The following is a 20,187-nucleotide window of genomic DNA, read 5'->3' on the forward strand; positions in this document are numbered from 1 at the left end:
ATTGATACGGTCATACAGTTCCAAAGGAAATACGCCGGTATCGGTCAACAGGCTCTGCACTTCCTCCCAGTCCTTATGCTCCCTGATATTCTCTTTTGTCGCTGACTGCGGAATATGAAAAGAGGAACCCTCTGCGGCATGTTCCGCTTCGGATTCCTCTGATGCTTTTTCGGTATTCTTTTTTACAGGCTCCGGCTCTGCCGCTTCCTCTTTTTCTGCTATCTTAACTGGTACACTACTTCGTGCAGGATGATCTCCTCCGCCTGTCTGGTTATCATCTCCATGTGTCCGGCTCTCTCCAGCATATCCTCGGTCTCCGGCATCGGCTGTGCCTCCAGAAGCTGCTGAATCAGCGTTTCTTTCTTCGCTTCTGCTTCCTCGTCCACCTTGGCTATCAGCTCGTTTATCTGCCCCAGTGCGATCAACTCCGACAGTCTCTGCGGGTACTTCGACATCATGTAGTCCTTCCATCTTCTCCCGAACATCCCTGTCGGTCTTAAGTCGTACTCCTTGTTCACGGATATCTGAAGGTTCGGATACAGCATCCCGTCCTCCCCTTTCGTGTATTCCAGTTTCGCTAACGGTTCTCGGCTCATATCTCTGACTCCTTTCTTCCTTGATTTCCTCAATCTGTTTATGTATCTCTGACAATACCGATCTTGCTATGGCGCAGGTATAATACCCAAGTCCCATGAACAATTCCAGACTTCCAAAATGGCTGATATTCTCAAATGCCCCTGTCTCCTCAAAAATCTCTGCCTTGATTCCGCATTTCTTGAAAACAATATAAGCTGCACTGTCTGATACAAGTTTTGCAAACTCTGCCTGCACTGCCCCGGCAGGAAGTCCATGCAGTACACTGTTCTCATCCTTTACCTCTACACGGGAAAGATATTTTTCAAAAAACGCATCCGCCTGCATACCGACAAGCTGGCAGAGACAGTTTTCAATACTATTCTCGTCTGTCCCAAACTGTTTATGGAAACGGTCTAATATTTCCGGCTGATACTGCCTCTCCAAAGACCAGACCGCACTCATGGCTCTCCGAAAACCCTCATAGTCGCCACGGGTATCTGCAAGGTCAAAATAATAAGCAAGCGTGGCTTTCGGATTATTCATATCCACAACGCCGATGCCTTTGGAACCGGCTTTCAAATATCTTCCGGTCTGCTTCTCCCAACCCATCTTCGTTGCAAGAAGTCCCGCATCCGGTCTTTGCACATAAATCAGCACGTTCTTGTCAAAGGACATCTTGTAGTATTTTGACACACTGGACAAAAGCCCCATCCACTCTGTCCTGTTCTGTGTCAGTGCCTGTACTGACTGGCGGTACAGGTCTGCAAGATAGGTTTCTCTACCCAACCTTCTGCTCCGGATTTTCGCTGCTCTGAGCGAAATAAAACTCCAATGCCTTTACAATCGTATCCTCGATTTCCTTTCTGCTCTGCTCCCTGCCAAAAAATCTGTTGATGACTGTCTCCTTGATTTTGATGGGTTTCGGGCTGCCACTCCTTGCAGCCTTCGTTTTTTCTCCGGTAATGATCTGCCGTAACAGTTCCTCTGTCAATTTGCCTTTCTTAGCATAGTCATGTATCAGTATTGATTTTTTTGTATCTATGCGGCAGTTATCATTCACAATCAATTCCGCAATCACAGGCTGCATTTCTTCCTTCACGAATGAAATATCATAGGCTGCTTCAAAACCAAGTGTCTTTGCATCCAGACAGTCAAGCAGCGGTGTGATAAGTGTTGCTATCCTTAGATACCGTGCAATACGGTCTTTGCTTAATCCGTATTCTTCGCTGACGGCTGCTCCTGCATCTGACTTCTTTGGGTTTTCCAACGAAGTCCCGTTTTTCCCGGTTTCATGCGGGTTTACGAACTCTTCAATCTCTTTTATCAGGTCATTTCTCCTCCCCTGGCTTTTGATTGCATCATAGTGCTGTTTCAGACAGTATGCCTTTTCAGAGGGACTTAAATCATCAAAGGAACGCTGGCGCAGATTTGTCTCTGTCGCAATCAGAATGGCATCTTCATAGGTCAGATTTTCCCTGATAATGACCGGACCTTTGGTAAGTCCGGCGATGCTTCCTGCATTCTGTCTGTTATGTCCGCTTAAAATCGTGTTTTTTCCGTCATGTACCCACACGATAAGCGGTTCTAAGATACCAAACTCACGGATGCTGTCTACCATGTCCCAAAGCCGCTGTCCGGTATAAAGCTTGAACTTATGATTTGGAAGCGGCTCCATCACAGCAAAGTCCATTTCCGTGATTCCCGTTCCGCCGTTTTCCTGCTCCGGCTGGCTTAAGTCTTCCTTTGTCTTGAAATCAAAGAGGTCGTCCATACCGTCCAGAGAAGAATTAAGCAATGTGCTTCTTGCCGGTATTTTTGGTGTTTTGGTCGCCATTTTCCATCAACTCCTTTACAAATTTTTCATAGGCTTTCGCCGCCGGATTATCCGGTTCATACTCACAGATCGTCATACCATACTCTACAGCCTCTGGCACTTTGATAGACCGGGGAATACTGTTCGTAAAGATACGCACTTTTTCCCCAAGTGCCTGCTGTAACTGCGCTTTCACACGCTTTGATACCCTTGTCCGTTCATTATCCATGGTGATAAGGATTCCTTCGATTTCCAGTCTGGCATTTGCGTGGCTCTTGATTCTGTGGAAAGCCCTTAGAAACTCTGCCATTCCCTCTACTGCCAGCGTTTCCGACTGTACCGGAATAATCAGACTGTCACAGCATATCATCACATTTATCATGGCTGTCCCCATCTTAGGCATCCCGTCGATGAGGATGTAGTCATACTGCTCCTTAATGGTGTCCACAAACTCTTTCAGCTTGTATTCTGCAAAATCAGTATCACACATCAGCTTATCAAAGTTATCCAGCTTGTTATTCGCCGGAATTAAATCTACTCCTGTCTCTGTCCTTATCATGTAGGACCCTTTATCCGGCAGTTCTTCGTTCATCACGATACACTTCAAAATGTCATAAATTGTCACGGAAAGCTGCTCTGGTGCGGTCACTCCGCAAAGTTTTGTTGTGTGCCTCTGCCCGTCAAAGTCAATCAATGCGACCTTACAGCCCTCCTTAGACAGCAGATATGACAGGGTTGTGGCAGTCGTGGTCTTACCTACTCCGCCCTTTCTGTTTACAATTCCTAAAACCTTGCCCATACGTTTGCTTCCTTTCTCTTGTTGAATTTGTTATTTTGGTTACATTAGATTCTCATGCAGGCAGCGAGCCAAGGTCAGGCTTGCTGTACCTTGGCGGCCACCTATGGGTAACATATTTTATATGCACTTGGATAAAAATAGGGTTAAGCACTTGCCTCCTCCCGATAGAAATTAAAGCAGAGCTAAATCAAGTATCCCATTTTCATGGAATTTAGATTTAGCCCTGCTTTGGTCATAACGACATCAGCCAATATCCCTAATATTGACAGATCCCGGCTATTCACTATAAGATTTTAATATAACAGCGCTGCCCTATCTACTCTCCTTAGAATAGCGAAAATAGGACTAAATCATAGAAACCGCTTCTTTATAGCTAATCTCTTGACTTAGTCCTATTATAACGTCATCATCAAAGGTAAGGGCGATCTTTTTGGGCTCTACTGCATCGGATACGCCGCCAAAAGTCTGTATTGCTGCCTTTTCCTTCCCGTTTTTTTCCTCCCCTGTCAGCTGCCCTCCCGCAGCAGTTCCAAAAAGCAGCAATCCAACCAGAATAAGTCCCAGTTGAATTGCTGCCCTTTCATTTCGTTTCTCTTTTTTATGTTCCAGATGTTCCATGGAAAACCGCCTTTTCCGGTTCCTTCTTTTTAATCTATGCAGCAGAAGCCCTCTAGCATTCGGAAAGGACGGCGCAGCAACGCCAAAACCTTATCTGTCTGCAGAAGAACTACCGGATTTTGACGGTTCTCGTCCCCGAACTCAGCTCTGAAATTCCAGCTGCCGAAAGCTGTGCCTGAAATAGAGCACCTCCGCCACAGATGTAATCGCCCAGGAGAAAAAGTAGAGGGAGTACAGCGCCGGAATCGTATGAATCCATACAAAAATGGTATACACCCAGATCACCCGGAACACACAGGAGCCTAAAATAACGATGACCATCGGCACAATGCTCTTTCCGATTCCTCGGGAGGCTGCGATGCTGCAGTCCATAAACGCACTGATCATATAAGAAAATCCCATGATCTTCACACGCTGCATTCCGGCATCGATTACAGCAGGCTCCGTCGCAAACAGCGACAGAAACTGTCGCCCGAAAATCAGCAGGAGTCCGCCAAAGATCGCACCTGCCGCAAAGGAATAGGTCAGCCCGACGAGATAGCTCTTTTTCATCCGTTCCCGGTTGCCAGCGCCCCAGTTCTGTCCGATAAAGCTGGAACAGCCGGTATAAAACGCTGCCATAATATTAAAAATCAGCGTGTCCGCATTCGCTGCAGCTGCATTTCCGGACACCATCACCGCATCAAAGGAATTGACGCCGGACTGCACAAAAAGGTTTGCGATAGCAAAGATGGCATTCTGGATCCCGGTGGGTATGCCAAGCACCAGGATCGCTTTTCCGCAGGCTGGATCCAGTCTGAGCTTCGAAGGGTGCAGCCCACAGTCGTCCGTCCGTCGCAGCAGATGAATCACGATCAGAAGTGCAGATAAATACTGTCCGATCACACTGGCGATGGCCACGCCCTCTGCTGCCATATGGCACACGATAACAAAAAACAGATTTAAAATAACGTTTACAATTCCTGCAATGGACAGATATAGCAGCGGACGCTTCGTATCTCCGGTGGCGCTCAGTATACCGTTGCCGCAGTTATACAGTGCCATACCCGGCATGCCCAGTGCATAAATTTTCAGATACAAAACAGCACTGTCCATCAGCTCTTCTTTGGTATGCAGAATTCCAAGCAGTCCCTCTGCAAAGAAAAAACAGGCTGCACCCACAAGCAGACCGACGATCAGACAAATTACAAAGGCGGAATGCACGGTTTTGATCACGGATTCCCTGCGCCTTGCACCCAGCTCATGCGCCATCCGCACATTGACACCGCAGCCCATTCCGATCAGGAAGCCGGTAAACAGCGTGACCAGAAGCGTTGTCGAACCAACCGCCCCCAGCGCCCGGTAGTCCGAAAAGCGCCCTACCACCGCTACGTCACTCATATTAAACAGCACTTCCAGCACCTGGGAAAATACCAGCGGGCAGCTCAGGAAAAACAGGTTCTTCCAGATCGAACCTGTTGTCATTTCTATTGCTTTTGTTTTCTTTTTTCTCTCCATTCCCCTGCAAAAGCCTTTCTACTCACAGAATCTGCATTCCTATGCGCTTTTCAGGCCGTTTTTCGACCCGTATCTATCACAATACTCGCAGGAGTTGATTTTGTAAAGAGAAAAAGCACCCGGCAGGAGAAACCTCCTCCTGCCGAGTGCTTCTACAGTCTGCAGCTTTAAACGCAACGCTGCTTTCTTTCGGGCAGTCATCTGACTGTCCTTTCCTTTTATTCATGACAATAGAATACTCGCAGAGCGTGCATTCTATTGTTGCTTTTTCTTTGCGACCAGCTCGCCGTTTTCCACTGCGATCAGGATCGTGTCACCCATCTGTACCTGATCTGCCAGGATCAGCTTTGCAGACAGCGTTTCCACATATTTCTGGATATAACGCTTCAACGGACGCGCGCCATAAATCGGATCATATGCGTTGTCTACAATGAACTGCTCCGCATCCGGGCTGAGTTCGATCGAAAGCTGCTTATCTTCCAGACGATGATTCAAGTCTGCGACAATCAGATTGATAATACCGCTGATGTTATCCTTCGTCAGAGGCTTGAACAGGATGATCTCATCCAGACGGTTCAGAAACTCCGGACGGAAGTGACCGCGCAGATCCTTCGTTACCAGCTCTTCTGCTTCCGGCTTAATCGTGCCGTCCGCATCGATGCCCTCCAGCAGATAGTTTGCGCCGATATTCGAGGTCATGATCAGAATCGTGTTCTTAAAGTCCACGGTCCTGCCCTGGGAATCCGTAATCCGGCCGTCATCCAGCACCTGCAGCAAAACATTGAAGACATCCGGATGTGCCTTTTCAATTTCATCGAACAGGACAACTGAGTAGGGCTTTCTGCGGACTGCTTCTGTCAGCTGACCGCCTTCTTCATAGCCAACGTATCCGGGAGGCGCTCCGATCAGACGGGACACAGAGTATTTCTCCATGTACTCACTCATATCGATCCGTACCATGTTGTTCTCGTCATCAAACAGGGACGCCGCAAGCGCTTTTGCAAGCTCCGTCTTACCGACACCGGTAGGTCCGAGGAACAGGAACGAACCGATGGGCTTGGTGGGATCCTTGATACCCGCTTTGGAACGGATAATGGCATCCGTCACCTTCGTTACCGCTTCATCCTGACCGATAACTCTCTTATGCAATTCGTCATCCAGATGCAGCGTCTTATTCCGCTCACTTTCTGTCAGCTTTGCAACCGGAATACCTGTCCACCGGGAAATAATCCGGGCGATTTCTTCATCGGTTACCGCTTCGTGAACCAGGGAAAGGTCTTCCTTCTTTACTTTTTCTTCTTCCTGCTCCAGCTGTTTTTTCAACTCCGGCAGTTTGCCATAGGAAAGCTCTGCAGCTTTCTCCAGGTCGCCTTCGCGCTGTGCAATCTGAATTTCATTGTTGACCGCTTCGATCTCTTCTCTTAACTTGGAAAGGTTCTCTACGCTCTTCTTCTCGTTATCCCACTGCGCTTTGCGGTTGTTATACTCGGACTTTAACTCCGCAAGCTCCTTCTGAAGTGCTTCCAGACGCTCCTTGCTCAGGGTGTCATCTTCTTTTTTCAGCGCAGCCTCCTCAATTTCCATCTGCATGACCTTACGGCGCAGCTCGTCCAGCTCCGCAGGCATGGAGTCCATCTCGGTCTTGATCAGTGCGCAGGCTTCATCCACCAGGTCGATGGCTTTATCCGGTAAAAACCGGTCAGAAATATAACGGTTGGACAAAACGGCGGCACTTACCAATGCATTATCCAGAATCTTTACGCCGTGATACACCTCATAACGATCCTTTAAGCCACGCAGAATGGAAATGGTATCCTCAACGGTAGGCTCATCCACCTGCACCGGCTGGAAACGACGTTCCAGAGCGGCATCCTTTTCAATATATTTGCGGTATTCATCCAGTGTCGTTGCACCGATACAATGCAGCTCGCCTCTCGCCAACATAGGCTTCAACATGTTGCCGGCATCCAGTGCACCGTCTGTTTTGCCCGCACCGACGATGGTATGCAACTCATCAATAAACAGAATGATCTGCCCTTCGCTCTTCTTCACATCCTCCAGCACTGCCTTCAAACGCTCTTCAAATTCGCCCCGATACTTGGCACCTGCTACCAGTGCACCCATATCCAGTGCGAAGATCTTTTTATCCTTCAGCCCCTGGGGTACGTCGCCCCGCACGATTCTCTGTGCCAGTCCTTCGACAACGGCGGTCTTGCCGACGCCGGGTTCACCGATCAAAACCGGGTTGTTCTTCGTTTTTCTGGAAAGAATCCGAACCACGTTACGGATTTCATTATCCCTGCCGATGACCGGATCGAGCTTCTGGGCTCTCGCCTTTTCTACCAGATCCTGTCCGTACTTCTCCAATGTATCATAAGTAGCCTCCGGATTGTCCGAAACGACTCTCTGATTGCCGCGCACCGTGGACAATGCCTGTAAAAAACGTTCCCGCGTGATGCCATACTCGGTAAAGATCTGCTTGATCTCCTTATTCGGATACTGTAGCATGGACAAAAACAGATGCTCTACAGAAACATATTCATCTCCCATCTGTTTTGCTTCATCCTCGGCATGGATCAGCACCTGATTTAAGTCCTTGCCGATATAAACCTGACCGCCCTGCACCTTTACACGCTTTGCCAGCGCCTGTTTGCTGCGATCCACAAAATGCTCCTTCTGGATTTCCATCTTCTCGATCAGCTTTAAGATCAGGCTGTCTTCGATGGTCAGAAGGCTGTATAAAAGATGTTCTTCTTCGATCTCCTGATTGCCGTATTCATAGGCAAGCTTTTCACAGTTCTGCACTGCTTCTACGGATTTCTGGGTAAATTTGGAAATGTTCATACACAGCTCCCTCCTTACTCAATCTATCATGGTTTCGCCATTCGGCTCCTCTATTGGAACCTTCCGGCCGCTGTTGCTTGTTCTAGTGAAGCTATAACACTTCATCTGAATCCTACTATAACACCAGCTATTAGCCACGTCAACACTTGAGTGCTAATTTTTTATGAAAAATTTGTGAAACCTTGATTTTATAGTCTTCACAGGGATTTTTCACTTGCTTTCGCACTCGATTTTCTTGGTTTGACCACATTTTTACGACAAATTCTTGGAAAAATATAATCGTCTGATTTTCTTACCACATTTTACGACAACAACTTATGATTTATACCATAGCAGGTACGGTTTCTGGCAGGTTCATTTTAGACATCTCATTTTCCACGTGAGACTTCTCTGCAATATGATTGTAGACATTCATTGTAATCTGTGCATCTGAATGGCCCATCACATACTGCATAACTTTGGGATTGACATTGTTCTCACCCAGTCTGGTACATCCCGTATGACGAAGGGTATGCGATGAAATAGGCGGCATCAGCTCCGGCTCTCGCTTCTCTTCTTCTGCCAATTTGCTTTCTTTCTTATTATAAGCATTAACAATATTTTTCAGAAAGCTGTTCACTCCCGCCGGCATGACCGGACGTCCATGCTTTGTATTGAAGATGAATCCACTACGTCCACCGATCTCCACATTACTCTTTAAACCAAGCATCAGGTTCAGCTCTCTCTGTTTACGGAACGCATTCCTTTCTTGTTTATATTCATCACTTCCTTTCAGAGCAAAGAAAAAGACGTGGGCCACATTTCTATGACTCACGCCTTACTTTGCATTTATTCATTTTTAATATTGTTCCAAAAATTCTTTCATTGTGAGAATCTCTGGTGTTTCGACATCCAACACCAAAAAGTCTTTATCCCCAGTCAGAAATACATCTATGCCTTCCATAATTGCTGTTGCAAGTATTGGGGAATCTTTTACATCCCTCATTTCCGGGAACTCGTTCAAATCCAGCTCCTTTGGGGTATAGACCAGTTCAAATGGTAATTCCATGAAAAAACGGTCAAGGAATTTTCTTTTTGCCGGAAATTTACGTTCCGTTACAAGCCGTAGTTCTTCGATCACATAATCACAGACTACTATCTGATGGCTTTCTGTTAATCTTCTTGCCAGTTCTCTGGTCTGTGCAGAAGGAAAGAATATCATGGAAATAAAGATGTTGGTATCCAGCATTATCCGCAAATCAACGCCCCCTTACTTCCTTCCGGATTTCTTTCATATACTCCTGCATATCTTCTTCTGTTTCAAATCCTGCCTTCTGTGCTTCGCCAGCGAATGCATCCTCTGCACGTTTAAATGCAAGCATTGCAGAGTTTTCAAAATAAAATCTTCCATTTTCTTCAAGAATGACAATTTTATCGCCAGTTCTCAATTTTAACTTGTTTCTTACAGATACCGGAATCGTAATCTGCCCTTTACTGGAAATTTTTGCTACTTCCATAATCATCATCCTTTCATTGATTGCTTTGTTTTCTTTACTTTCTTTACATTTTTATTATACGCAATCAACAAAAAAATATCAATCCGATTTTAAACATAAATCAATTCTTTCAGAAAAATTTCTTCCCGTTCTCTGGCAGCCTTGTCCACTTCCAGCAGATGCTCACCAATCGTATCCTGCAAAAACATCACCTGATACGTTGAGTTTCGATGGTTCTTCAGATAATCTCTGCGAAGAAAACCATACTTGCCAAGCTGTTCCATCTGCTCACCGGATTTATAGGTGAGATTCGGGATCAGATATCCATTTACATTTGTATACGTTATAACAGTGGACATTCGCAATCCGCTTCGCTACTTGCTCATGAACGCAGTCACTTCGTAGCCTGCGTTCATATTATTAGCACTCTCCATTTCTTATCATTTTTTGACCACAAATTTACGACATTTACGACAAATCTGACACTGCTTTACAATACCAGACAAAATGGTGAAAAAAACGCCCTGTAAGTTCACCGCGTTGTCCGGCTTTTCCTGCCGCCGGGCAGTTTTTGTTCACGCAATCGAAAACTTCCCCTTAAGCAGCACATTCGCTGCGTTATCTCCCACCATCACGGTAAAATCGCCCGGCTCCACATGCCACTCATATTTCATGTTCAGCGTCCGAAGCTGTCTCGTTCCCAGCTTTACTGATACCCTGTAGCTTTCTCCGGGCTGCAGCGCAACCTTCTGAAAGCCTGCCAGTTCTTTCCTCGGTTTTACCACGCTGGCATACTCATCCCGCAGATAGACCTGCGCCGTTTCCTCCCCAAAGGTGTCTCCTATATTTGTCACCGTAAAAGAAACCGTCGCCTCAGCGCCCACTTCCACGTCGGACGCGCGTAGATCTTTTGCATCGATTTCCAGATCACTGTAGGAAAAGCTGGTGTAGGTCAGCCCGTAGCCGAACGGATAAAGAGGATTCCAGTCCGTTTCCACATACCTTCTGCCGCCGCCCGGCATGCGGTTGTAGTTGCACGGCACCTGTCCCACGGACTTCGGGAAGGACATGGGAAGCCTGCCGGAAGGCGCAGTCTTTCCAAAGAGCACCTCAGCGACCGCCCTGCCGCCCTTTTCTCCCGGATACCAGCATTCCAGGATCGCGGGCACATGCTCCTGCTCCCACGTCAGAGAAAGTGGTCTGCCATTCTGCAGCACCAGCACGATCGGAGTCTGGGTTTTTGCCAGCTCTTTTAAGAAATCCAGCTGTCTGCCCGGAAGCTGCAAATCCGCCCGGTCCAGATTTTCTCCGCAGGTTTCAACGCTGTCGCCAAGACAGACGACAGCAACATCCGCACATTTCACTGCCTCCACCGCCTGCGCAAAGCTTTCCCTGCCTCTGTTGTAACCGAATACCACCCGCACGCCTCTGGCGTCATTGCAAAATTCCAAACGGATATCATATTCTCTGCCGATCTCAAAGGTGAAATCCACAAGCTGCCCGCTGTCTTTTCCCTGTCCCCAGCCGTCGATCACAAGCTCTCCGTCCACATAGAGGCGCATGCTATCCTGGCTGGATAGTCCGATGCATCCGCAAAAGCTCTCCGGCGCTTTTAACTTTCCGGTCCACACCGCGCTGAAACGGCTCGCGTCCAGATCCGGATGAGGCTTGGCATAAATCCAGTTAAACTGGATCACCTGATCCAGCCGGGTCGCCACCAGTTCCCCTTCTATGTTCCAACCGTTGTAATAACGTCCTGTCAGTCCTGTCTTTCCGTCCTCGCTGACAAACCAACCCGGATGGAACGGAATGAGCCTTTCTCCCAGATAACTGCAGCCCTTTTCATAGATGACTTCCGTTTCCTCTGGCACAAGCTCCCTGATCCCATCCAGCACTGTCACCATGTGAGATGGTTCAAAATTGGTACAGTAGTCGCCGAGCGCGGGTTCCGCAGCGCCGGGACCCACCACCGCAATCTTTTTGAGATTTTTTGAAAGCGGCAGCATATCTCTGTCATTTTTTAAAAGACAGATGGATTTTCTGGCGATTTCCAGAGCGGTTTTTTGATGCTCTTCGCAGTCAGCCGTTTTTTCATACAGACTCTCGTCCACATAGGGATATTCAAATAGTCCCAGCGCAAATTTCAGCTTCAGCACGCGTCCACACGCCTGATCCAATACTGCTTCTGACATTTTTCCGGTTTCGATCAGACTCTTGATCCCGTTCTCCCATTCCTCATGGGTAAAATCATAAAGCTGCAGATCAACGCCCGCCTCAAGCCCCTGCCGGATCGCCTCCTGCGGGCTTGGCGCAGTATAATGATCATTGTACAGCCTGGAAACGGCGGTCAGATCCGTGCGGACAAATCCCGGCATCCGGTATTGTCCCCGCAGCACATCCGTCAGAAGCTCCCTGTCAGATGCCACCGGCTGTCCGTCAATGGAATTGTAGGAGCACATCGCATTCCATGCACCGCCGTTTACAAAGGCTTCCTCGAACACGGGTAGACAGTATGCAAACACTTCATGCCGTCCGAATGCTGTCGGCGCGCAATTTAGTCCTGCAACGGGCGTGCCGTACCCCACATAGTGCTTCGGCTCCGCCGCCACGCTGTCCGGTCTGCTGATATCCCCTTTCTGCATTCCCTTCACGATCTCGCGTGCAAATTCGCTACACAGGTAGGTGTCCTCGCCAAAGGATTCCTCAACCCTCCCGTATCTGGGATCTCTGGTCAGATCCATGACCGGGCTAAAGGTTTCATGGACACCGTAAGCCCTCGCCTCTGCCGCGATGCAATGCCCCATGCGCTTGCCCAGCTCAGGCTCAAAGGTGCCCGCCAGCGAAATTTGCTGTGGAAAACAGGTCGCCTTTTCCTCATAAAATCCGTGCAGCGCCTCTTCGCTGAACAAAAAAGGAATGCCCAGTCTCGTTTCCTCCACTGCATAGCGCTGCAGCGCATTCGCGATCTTCGGCGTGCAACCACGCAGTTGAACGCTTCCCACGCTCATGCTGCCCATGGACTGCTTCATAGCGTCCCATTCTATCTCTTCTACGCGTCCTTCCGGCGTTTTTTTTGTGAAATCAAACGTGAAATACTGATCTGTCTGCTTGATCTTTTCCAGCAAAGTCATTCTGGAAAGCAGATCTTTTACCCGCTCTTCAATCGGAAGTCCTGCATCCCGATACCTTTCCATGTTGTGTCACTCCTCCTTGTCATGTCCTTTTTTGCAGAAGGGAATAGCGCCTTGGGACTGCCGGAGCGTTTTCCTTCCTCCGCCGAGATCCTCTCATCGGCGAAATTCTTCTTCCTGTGACCTAAGTGTAGCACCGCACCGCCCTCACAGGAATATGATTTTTTGTTTTAAATATATAATTTTCGCGCATTTGTTTTTCTTCACTTTCCTGCCTTACGTGCCATCCTCCAGAGCACGGTTGCAAGCCCGACCGCCATCGGCACATAAAACGATGCCGCCCGGCTGACGATCATCGACACAGGTAACGTCCCTCCGATGAAAATCTGTGCAAACGTGCTCCGGTACACGAGCTCCGTAATTCCCTGCGCGCCGGGCACCGGAAGCATGTCCACTGCCAGCGTCACCGCCGCCTGTAAAAAGACGACGCTCCACAAATTTGTCCCGAAAAGACCCATTCCGCAGTACACCAGCCAGGTAATCACAAATGCGCTGCTTCTCTGCACAAAGGTCAGTAAAAATGCTGCCGCAAGCCGCCCAGGATGCTCTTTTAAAAATAGGACTGCCCGATGATATTCCTGCACGAAGCACCGCACCTTTTCCTGTCTGTCTGCGCTTTCTGAAGCTTTCCACAAATGCAGTTTTACGAACAATCGGTCAAAAATATTTGCCCCTGCGATTATCCATTGCGGCAGGACAATCATTCCAGTCACGACGAGCGTGATCGCCAGATTCAAAAACAGCCCCAGAAGATACAGACCGAAATATCCGCCAAGATATTGCCGCAGCATTTTCCCCTGAAAAATCAGCAGAAATGTGCCGATACAGACTAACACCAGCTTATAGCACACCGCTGTGACCATCAGCACGACCGTACTGCTGCTGACGCTGTTTCCATCCCTCTTCATTTCATAGAGCTGCATCGGCTGTCCGCCGGTCGCGGACGGTGTGATTCCGGAATAAAAAAATCCGAGAAACGAATAGCTGATACATGTCAGGAGCCCGCTTTTTCCGCCTGCTGCCCCAAGCAGAATCCTTATGATCGTCCCTTCCATACAGATAAAAAAAAGGCCGAGTGCCACCGCCCCGGCCAGACTCATTCCCCGCATGCTCTTTACCGCTGCCCAGATCTCCTGCGGCTTCTGCCCGCTAAAGCAAAACCGCAGCGTGAGCACCATCACCGCCAAAAACAGCAGTGTCTCCCAAACATATTTTTTTCGTCCGCCTGCAGGCGTATCCTTTTTTCGAACCTTCATATTCCTCTCCATTCTACAGGCATGCAGCGCCTAAAAACATGTGTGCGCCATGGCTACGCTGCTGCACATACAGCACGAACATTCCTCAATTCATCGCCCAACGTGCCCGCCAGTCACGACCCGTGCCAGTAGATTCCGATGTCGCTGCAGTTCCTACTACGCAGCCCGCCTCCGAAGCTACGACCGCTGTGCCGCCCTCCACCAGCTCTGCCAGTGTCCCCTCGAATACAAGCGTTCCGGCACAGCTGTCTTTTCCCAACTGTTCATACACATCCCGTGGCGTGACAAGCGGAAACGGCTTTTGCCATTCCTGCAGGCCGACCTTCTGGGTTACACGCGCCAGCCACGACGAACAGGTGTCGTGATTTTTCTGGTCAAAGGCGATTCCAGCTAACAAAAACACAAGTCCGATCACCATATAATGATGGGTAAAGCGTCGTTCCCATTCCGTCTTTGTCTCCTGCTGCAGCGCTTCCCTCTGCACATTCGTACATGCCACGCGGCAGATCTGATAGCGCGCAGTCGGATATTTTTTCAATATTTTTTCCCGGTTTTCCCGTTCAAAGCCTGCAAACAGCGGAATCGCCGGATTGCGTCTGCCGATGCTGTAGGCTTCTTTCAACTCCGGATCGAAGCCCAGCACGACATGCACATAATTCTGCCCGATCACTCGGCGGATGATCGAAGCAAACAGACCAGGCGTGTCTACAAAGCCAACGTAGATTGCGGACTGCGCCGCGGCATTATCCTGCTTTTTCCTATTCTTCATCGCCGCACCCTCACTGAAACTGCCAGATCCGGCGCGCCATGCGGTATCCTCCGATCACCACCGCCGCCCCAGGCGCACCTGGCAGACAGGTCAGACCGCTGATGCTGCCAAGCCGCAGCCTTCGATAGAGCTTCGGATTCTCTTTTTTTAGTGACTGCCAGAGCTTTTTTCTGCGCTGCCGCCCTTCTTTTCCGAGCATCAGCAGATGGACCGTGGAAATCGCCATCATAATCGAGCTGTTGCGGTAGAGATAGCGGCGCAGCTTCGGTTCAGTGTTCTGCACCGCGTCCGACCCGACGAACCGGTTGCCGAGCTGCGTCACGAGAATCTGCTGATCGATGCGCGACACGAGCACTTTTTCGTTGACCGACTGATCCTCGCGCCCCAAATAATAATGGTACAAATCCTCATTCAGATAATAAATCCGCTGCACGAACGGAAGCGGACAGTTTGCAAACAAGTTGTCCACATAAAACGTATGCTCCGGAAGCTTTAACCCACAGTCATACAGCACTCCCGTCCGAAAAATCAGCGCATGCATGACAAGATACTGTTCCGGCGAAAAACAGCCGATTTCGTCCCACCTGCAGATTTTTTGCTCGGGAAAAAGATTTCCGTAGCGGACTGCTTTCGTTTTTCCCTCTTCCAGATGATCGTATACATAGTTGCAGACAACCAGGTCGGGGCGTTTTTCCTCCTTTGTCCGGCACCAGAAACGCAGAACGCTCATCAGCTTATGAAATGCAGCCTCGTCCAGCCAATCGTCCGAATCCACAACCTTGAAATAAATTCCGTTTGCGAGCATCAGCCCTGCGTTGACACCGGAACCGTGCCCGCCGTTTTTCTTGTGCACAACCCGAACCACATCCGGGTATGCACGCGCATACTGATCTGCAAGCTGTCCGGTTCTATCCGTCGACCCATCATCCACCAGAATGATTTCCAGCCCGTCGCGCTCTTTTAAAAGGGATTCCACACACCGTTCCAGATAGCTTTCCGAATTATAGCAGGGCACTGTCACCGTCAGGCACTTTCCTTCCTTTTCTCTATCGATATCCATAAAAAAACCTCCGCAGTCGTTTGTTTCATTTGCCCTTATCATAAAGACAAATTCCAAACAGCCGCAGAGGCTTTTCCGAAATTTTTTCTAAACAAAAGCTTATTTTTCTGAAGGAATTTCTTAATCCTCCGTAAGAATTAACCCGCCATATGGAAGAGATCGATCAAAAACAGCCAACTCAAGCCGTAGTAAGACACCACTGCAACAAGGTCGTTGATGGTCGTAATCAAAGGACCGGAAGCAACTGCCGGATCCACCTTGATCTTTTTGAAAAGCAGCGGAATACACGTACCAACCGCACTGGAGATCAGCATTGCCAAAAGCAGGGCGACACCGATGCACGCGGATACCGCATAGGAAAAGGCAAGGGTCTTTCCTTTGATTGCAAAAATATAGAGTCCGATCAGTACAAAGGACATCAGTCCCAACAAACCACCGTTGCATAAACCTATCTTCATTTCCTTAAAGACAAGCTCTGCCTTCTGCTTGCCTGTCAGGGATTCGTCCATCAATACCCGGATTGTCACAGCCAGGGACTGTGTGCCGACGTTACCTGCCATGTCCAGAATCAGGGACTGGAAGCACATGATGATCGGCAGCTGCGTCACAACGGTCTCGAACACGCCTACAACCGACGAAACAACCATGCCGAGCGCAAGCAGGATCAACAGCCACGGCATTCTCTTTTTCATGCTTTCCTTTAACGGCTCCTTGAGATCCTCTTCTGCCGTCAAACCAGCCAGCTTTGCGTAATCCTCGCCCATTTCGTCATCCACCAGCTCGATGATGCTGCTGGATGTAATGACGCCCAACAGGCGGTTATCATTATCCAGGACAGGAACCGAATCCTCAGAATAATCCTTCAGGCGTTCGATACACTCGTCGATCTCCTCCTCCGCATATACATACGGATAAGAGGTTACAACCAGCTCCTCAAGCGGATGATCCTGCCTTGCTATAATCAGGTCTTTTAAGTCGATGGCACCGTAAAATTTCTGCTGGCTGCTTACGACAAAAATTGTAGAAATATTATCGTTTTTGGCTGCCTGACGGATCAGGCTGCTCATTGCTTCCTTCACGGTAACATTTTTCTGGATGATAATACAGTTCGTAGTCATCCTGCTGCCGATCTCATCCTCATCGAAGGATGCGATCACTTCGATATCGTGGCGGACATCGTCATCCAGCAGATCGATCAACAGACGTTTTTTGCCTTTATCGAGCATACGCAGCACTTCTGCCAGCGAGTCTGTCTCCATTCCGGAAAGGATCGCCGCAGCTTTACGCGGTTCCATTTCTTTTAAGTACTCTGCTGCTTCATCTGCTTCCGTATACTCTAAAATATCCGAAAGCATATCCTTATCCAGGATCCGGTACAGCTTGCAGCGTTCCTGTACCGTCAGCTTTTTGAGAACTTCCGCAAGGTCATTGGCATGGTAATCCTCCAGCCGGCTGCTCATCACCGCCGGGGAGGTATTGCTCCGGATAATGTCAATGATCTCTTGAGTATAGTCCTTTGTCTCCATCTCTCCCGTCTCCTTTCTTCTCCAAACTTGCACACAGAGACACCATCTTCTGCATAAATCACGCAACAAAAAGAAGCCCCTTTGCGTTGATCCACGCCTGCGGCATCTTCTGCAACCTGCTTTTCACCTGACTTGTCGTGCTATTGGGATTCCATAGGACAGGAACAATAGAAACTCTATCGCCATGAAGAAGAAAGAACTGAACAGAAAAAAGGCTCAGAACGAAACGGATCTGCTGCGTCTCTGTGCTTTTTCTGCTTCCCATCCTATGCAGCGACTTCGCCCGTGAGCATCGCAGCTATCCATTTCATTCACCTGCCTTTGTCTTTGAATTTCGAAACACTATGATGTCGGGGGCAAAAGCCCCCGACCTTGATGCCTGCGGATTGTTCCGTGCTGCGCACTCCCACAATCCTGCCCGATAGTCGCATATCGTGGGATTATTATCCCACTTTTATGCTCCTATCGGGGCGGGTCACAAGGTCTTTCACCCACCTATGAGCAAGCTCATGTGTGCTTAGACCTTTTGACCCTGGCATCATACTATAAATTATTATAAACATCAAATTTTGAAAAAGCAATGGCATTTTGCCACTTTTATTCCTGACAATAGAATACCCGCAGAGCGTGCATTCTATTGTTGCATCCCTTTTTCAGGCCTCTGTCACCTCATAGTCCATGCACACGCGGCATTTCACGTTCGGGCGCACCTTTCCGTCCGCAACCGCCACATGGGCCGGATGTACAGAATAGCCTTTCAGGGAAGCTGCATCTGCAAAGCAGGAATCCAGCATCAGATCCGCATTGGAGGAAGGAAGCCCTTCTGTATGTACCTGAATGAAAAGCAGACCGGGGATCTGCCCTGCAAGCCCTTCCAGACCAGCTTTAATGCCCGCCTTGATTTCCGTTTTTTCTTCTTCTGTAAAAGAATCCTTTAACTGCCATAAAATCACATGCTTTACCATTTTCTTATCCTCCTGCTTTCTATTGAAGGCGTTTTCCTGTTTCTTAGGCTTTCTTTCCTTTTTCTTTTGCAAACTGCATACCAAGCACCAGCGCCAGTCCGATGATGCCGGCAATCCAATGAAAGCTGGAGAAAGCCAGCGGAGCCTGCGCTTCTTCCAGCGTTGTCGGTCCCATCACGATCGCATAGAAGGAGCCCACCATCATGCCGACGATGCAGTACAGCGTCTGGGGGCGGAAGCGCTCCAGGCAAACCTTGATAATCTTTACAACACTACATGCGCCTGCTACGATACCAAGTCCAAAGAAGATCAGGTTCGGTACATAGGAAAGCTGCAGCCCCAGCACTGCGCGGATCGCAGAAATCACCGGAATGTATACACCGAAGATCAAAAGCAGGGTGGAACCGGAAATACCGGGTAAAAACATCGCAGAAATCGCAATCATTCCGATAAAGAACAGTTTAATCGCATTTCCGAGCTGGAAGTGGCTCAGATCCATCGAAGAGGTTCCGGCTCTGCCGTTTAACCAGGTGATCCCGGCCACCAACACAATACCTAGGATCAGGAATAAAATGCCCTTGCCAAACTGCTTGAAGCCATCCCTTTCTTCCCGGATGATCAGCGGAATCGCGCCCGCAATAAATCCGATAAACAGAGAGCTTACCACATAAATATGACTTTCGAACAGCGCTGACAGGATGACAACCGCCAGCCCCATGCCGATGATCCATCCGATACCCAGCTTGATCAGATAAGCGATTGCTTTTTTCTTATCTTCCATCTTGCCAAAGGCAAGGTCATGGACCGAACCGATAAACTGATCATAAAACCCCATAATAAAGGCCACCGTACCGCCGGATACACCGGGAACGCTGTCCGCCAGCGCCATACAAAAGCCTCCAATTGCTTCTTTAATCATGAATATCCTCCTAAAATTTTCGTTTTTCCAATTACATCTTTCCCAGAATACCTTAACTACTGGCTCCTGTCAACCGCTGGCAGCTCTGCGCAGATATTCTTTACGCAATCTTTACGCAGCTTCCCAAAGCACAGTAAAAATACTGTATCATCAGCATACAGGAACGGACTGCAGCTTGCTGCGTCACTGTTTTCTAGGGAAACAGCTTTTTCATCAGCTCTGTCTGGGATGCCGTTGCATTTTTCTGAAAAATATCGATCCGGTGGATTTCTGTACTGCGGTCAGAAAAGGCAGGGAACAAAAAGCCCCACTCCGGTTCACCAGGCTCGTATTCGCCCTCCAGCGGACTGATCGTGCACACTAAAAAATCGTACACCTCTTCAGACTCCCACAGACTTTCCTTGTCGGACGCTTTGAGCGGGACGTCATAGGTTCCATGAAACAAAAAGACCGCGTAATCTTTTCCAACGCTCTGATAATGCTCACCGACCAGTTCATAAAACGTTTCGTTCAGGGCGTCATTTTTGAGCCTCGCCTCCCGCATCGCCATCAACAGCTGCCACAGGCTTCCGGGCCTTTCCTGTGTCGGTGAAAATTCGTATTCTTTTAGCTGTTCATTTGTCTTCGAAAAAGGAACCGCCTTTGCAAGCGCGAGGTTCTTCGCCTTTTCTTCCCCGGAAAGCTTCAGAAAATGTATGTTAAAGCTTCCGTCCAGAAAGCCGTCCTCATCCATATATCCGCCCGCGATCCGATCCATGCAGGTGCGGCTCGGTGTCATCCGTCTGGTCAGTTCCAGCATATCTTCCCTGTTGATCATTCAAAGTTCCCCATTCCTCAAAAAATTTCCGGTTGCTTCCAAAGTCTGTTTTGCCCGGCAAT

The 20,187-nt window shown here is 48.7% G+C and carries 17 protein-coding genes and 1 pseudogene; all 18 read right to left on the reverse strand.

Going from position 1 to position 20,187, the window contains the following annotated elements; translation table 11 throughout:
* Positions 1-218: 218 nt before the first annotated feature.
* Positions 219-596: a TnpV protein gene (locus ACLTOQ_RS01570; RefSeq protein WP_082430328.1), complete on the reverse strand. Its 378-nt coding sequence runs from the start codon at positions 594-596 to the stop codon at positions 219-221.
* A 758-nt stretch (positions 597-1,354) separates the two neighbouring features.
* Complete coding sequence (locus ACLTOQ_RS01575; protein ID WP_412318521.1) at positions 1,355-2,410, reverse strand: ParB N-terminal domain-containing protein; 1,056 nt, start codon at positions 2,408-2,410, stop codon at positions 1,355-1,357.
* The gene (locus tag ACLTOQ_RS01580) at positions 2,364-3,188 is read right to left on the reverse strand and encodes a ParA family protein (protein ID WP_055169974.1); all 825 of its coding nucleotides are present in this window, start codon (positions 3,186-3,188) and stop codon (positions 2,364-2,366) included. Before ACLTOQ_RS01580 ends, ACLTOQ_RS01575 begins: the two co-directional genes overlap by 47 nt.
* Positions 3,189-3,533: 345 nt before the next feature.
* On the reverse strand, positions 3,534-3,806 hold the full coding sequence (locus ACLTOQ_RS01585) for a hypothetical protein (RefSeq protein ID WP_412318523.1): 273 nt from the start codon (positions 3,804-3,806) through the stop codon (positions 3,534-3,536).
* Between the two features lie 141 nt (positions 3,807-3,947).
* Entirely contained in the window at positions 3,948-5,303 is a 1,356-nt protein-coding gene (locus ACLTOQ_RS01590; RefSeq protein WP_412270326.1) for an MATE family efflux transporter, read from the reverse strand.
* Between the two features lie 255 nt (positions 5,304-5,558).
* Positions 5,559-8,147: an ATP-dependent chaperone ClpB gene (gene clpB, locus ACLTOQ_RS01595; protein ID WP_412318524.1), complete on the reverse strand. Its 2,589-nt coding sequence runs from the start codon at positions 8,145-8,147 to the stop codon at positions 5,559-5,561.
* A 322-nt stretch (positions 8,148-8,469) separates the two neighbouring features.
* Positions 8,470-8,856: a tyrosine-type recombinase/integrase gene (locus ACLTOQ_RS01600; protein WP_412318525.1), complete on the reverse strand. Its 387-nt coding sequence runs from the start codon at positions 8,854-8,856 to the stop codon at positions 8,470-8,472.
* A 129-nt stretch (positions 8,857-8,985) separates the two neighbouring features.
* The gene (locus ACLTOQ_RS01605) at positions 8,986-9,375 is read right to left on the reverse strand and encodes a putative toxin-antitoxin system toxin component, PIN family (protein WP_227292136.1); all 390 of its coding nucleotides are present in this window, start codon (positions 9,373-9,375) and stop codon (positions 8,986-8,988) included.
* A 10-nt stretch (positions 9,376-9,385) separates the two neighbouring features.
* Positions 9,386-9,643 (reverse strand): AbrB/MazE/SpoVT family DNA-binding domain-containing protein, encoded by a 258-nt coding sequence (locus ACLTOQ_RS01610; protein WP_055056916.1) that lies wholly within the window; start codon positions 9,641-9,643, stop codon positions 9,386-9,388.
* A gap of 101 nt (positions 9,644-9,744) precedes the next feature.
* A pseudogene (locus tag ACLTOQ_RS01615) lies at positions 9,745-9,981 on the reverse strand (TnpV protein); the annotation flags it as partial.
* A gap of 216 nt (positions 9,982-10,197) precedes the next feature.
* Positions 10,198-12,816 (reverse strand): glycoside hydrolase family 3 C-terminal domain-containing protein, encoded by a 2,619-nt coding sequence (locus ACLTOQ_RS01620; RefSeq protein WP_337598845.1) that lies wholly within the window; start codon positions 12,814-12,816, stop codon positions 10,198-10,200.
* A gap of 200 nt (positions 12,817-13,016) precedes the next feature.
* On the reverse strand, positions 13,017-14,069 hold the full coding sequence (locus ACLTOQ_RS01625; RefSeq protein WP_337598843.1) for a lysylphosphatidylglycerol synthase transmembrane domain-containing protein: 1,053 nt from the start codon (positions 14,067-14,069) through the stop codon (positions 13,017-13,019).
* Positions 14,070-14,154: 85 nt separating this feature from the next.
* Positions 14,155-14,838, reverse strand: coding sequence for a hypothetical protein (locus ACLTOQ_RS01630; RefSeq protein ID WP_337598842.1), 684 nt, complete (start codon positions 14,836-14,838; stop codon positions 14,155-14,157).
* A 10-nt stretch (positions 14,839-14,848) separates the two neighbouring features.
* Positions 14,849-15,898 (reverse strand): glycosyltransferase family 2 protein, encoded by a 1,050-nt coding sequence (locus ACLTOQ_RS01635; RefSeq protein ID WP_337598840.1) that lies wholly within the window; start codon positions 15,896-15,898, stop codon positions 14,849-14,851.
* Between the two features lie 137 nt (positions 15,899-16,035).
* Complete coding sequence (gene mgtE / locus ACLTOQ_RS01640) at positions 16,036-17,424, reverse strand: magnesium transporter (RefSeq protein ID WP_337598839.1); 1,389 nt, start codon at positions 17,422-17,424, stop codon at positions 16,036-16,038.
* Between the two features lie 653 nt (positions 17,425-18,077).
* Entirely contained in the window at positions 18,078-18,389 is a 312-nt protein-coding gene (locus ACLTOQ_RS01645) for a Dabb family protein (RefSeq protein WP_337598874.1), read from the reverse strand.
* A gap of 43 nt (positions 18,390-18,432) precedes the next feature.
* A complete protein-coding gene (locus ACLTOQ_RS01650; protein ID WP_118497527.1) occupies positions 18,433-19,308 on the reverse strand; it encodes a DUF368 domain-containing protein in 876 nt (291 codons plus the stop codon).
* Between the two features lie 193 nt (positions 19,309-19,501).
* Positions 19,502-20,125 carry a DUF4317 family protein gene (locus tag ACLTOQ_RS01655; RefSeq protein ID WP_117962359.1) on the reverse strand — a complete coding sequence of 208 codons (624 nt, stop codon included), beginning with the start codon at positions 20,123-20,125 and terminating at the stop codon, positions 19,502-19,504.
* Positions 20,126-20,187 lie beyond the last annotated feature (62 nt).

The organism is Gallintestinimicrobium sp., from assembly GCF_046968865.1.
GTDB classification, from domain to species: Bacteria; Bacillota; Clostridia; order Lachnospirales; family Lachnospiraceae; genus Gallintestinimicrobium; species Gallintestinimicrobium propionicum.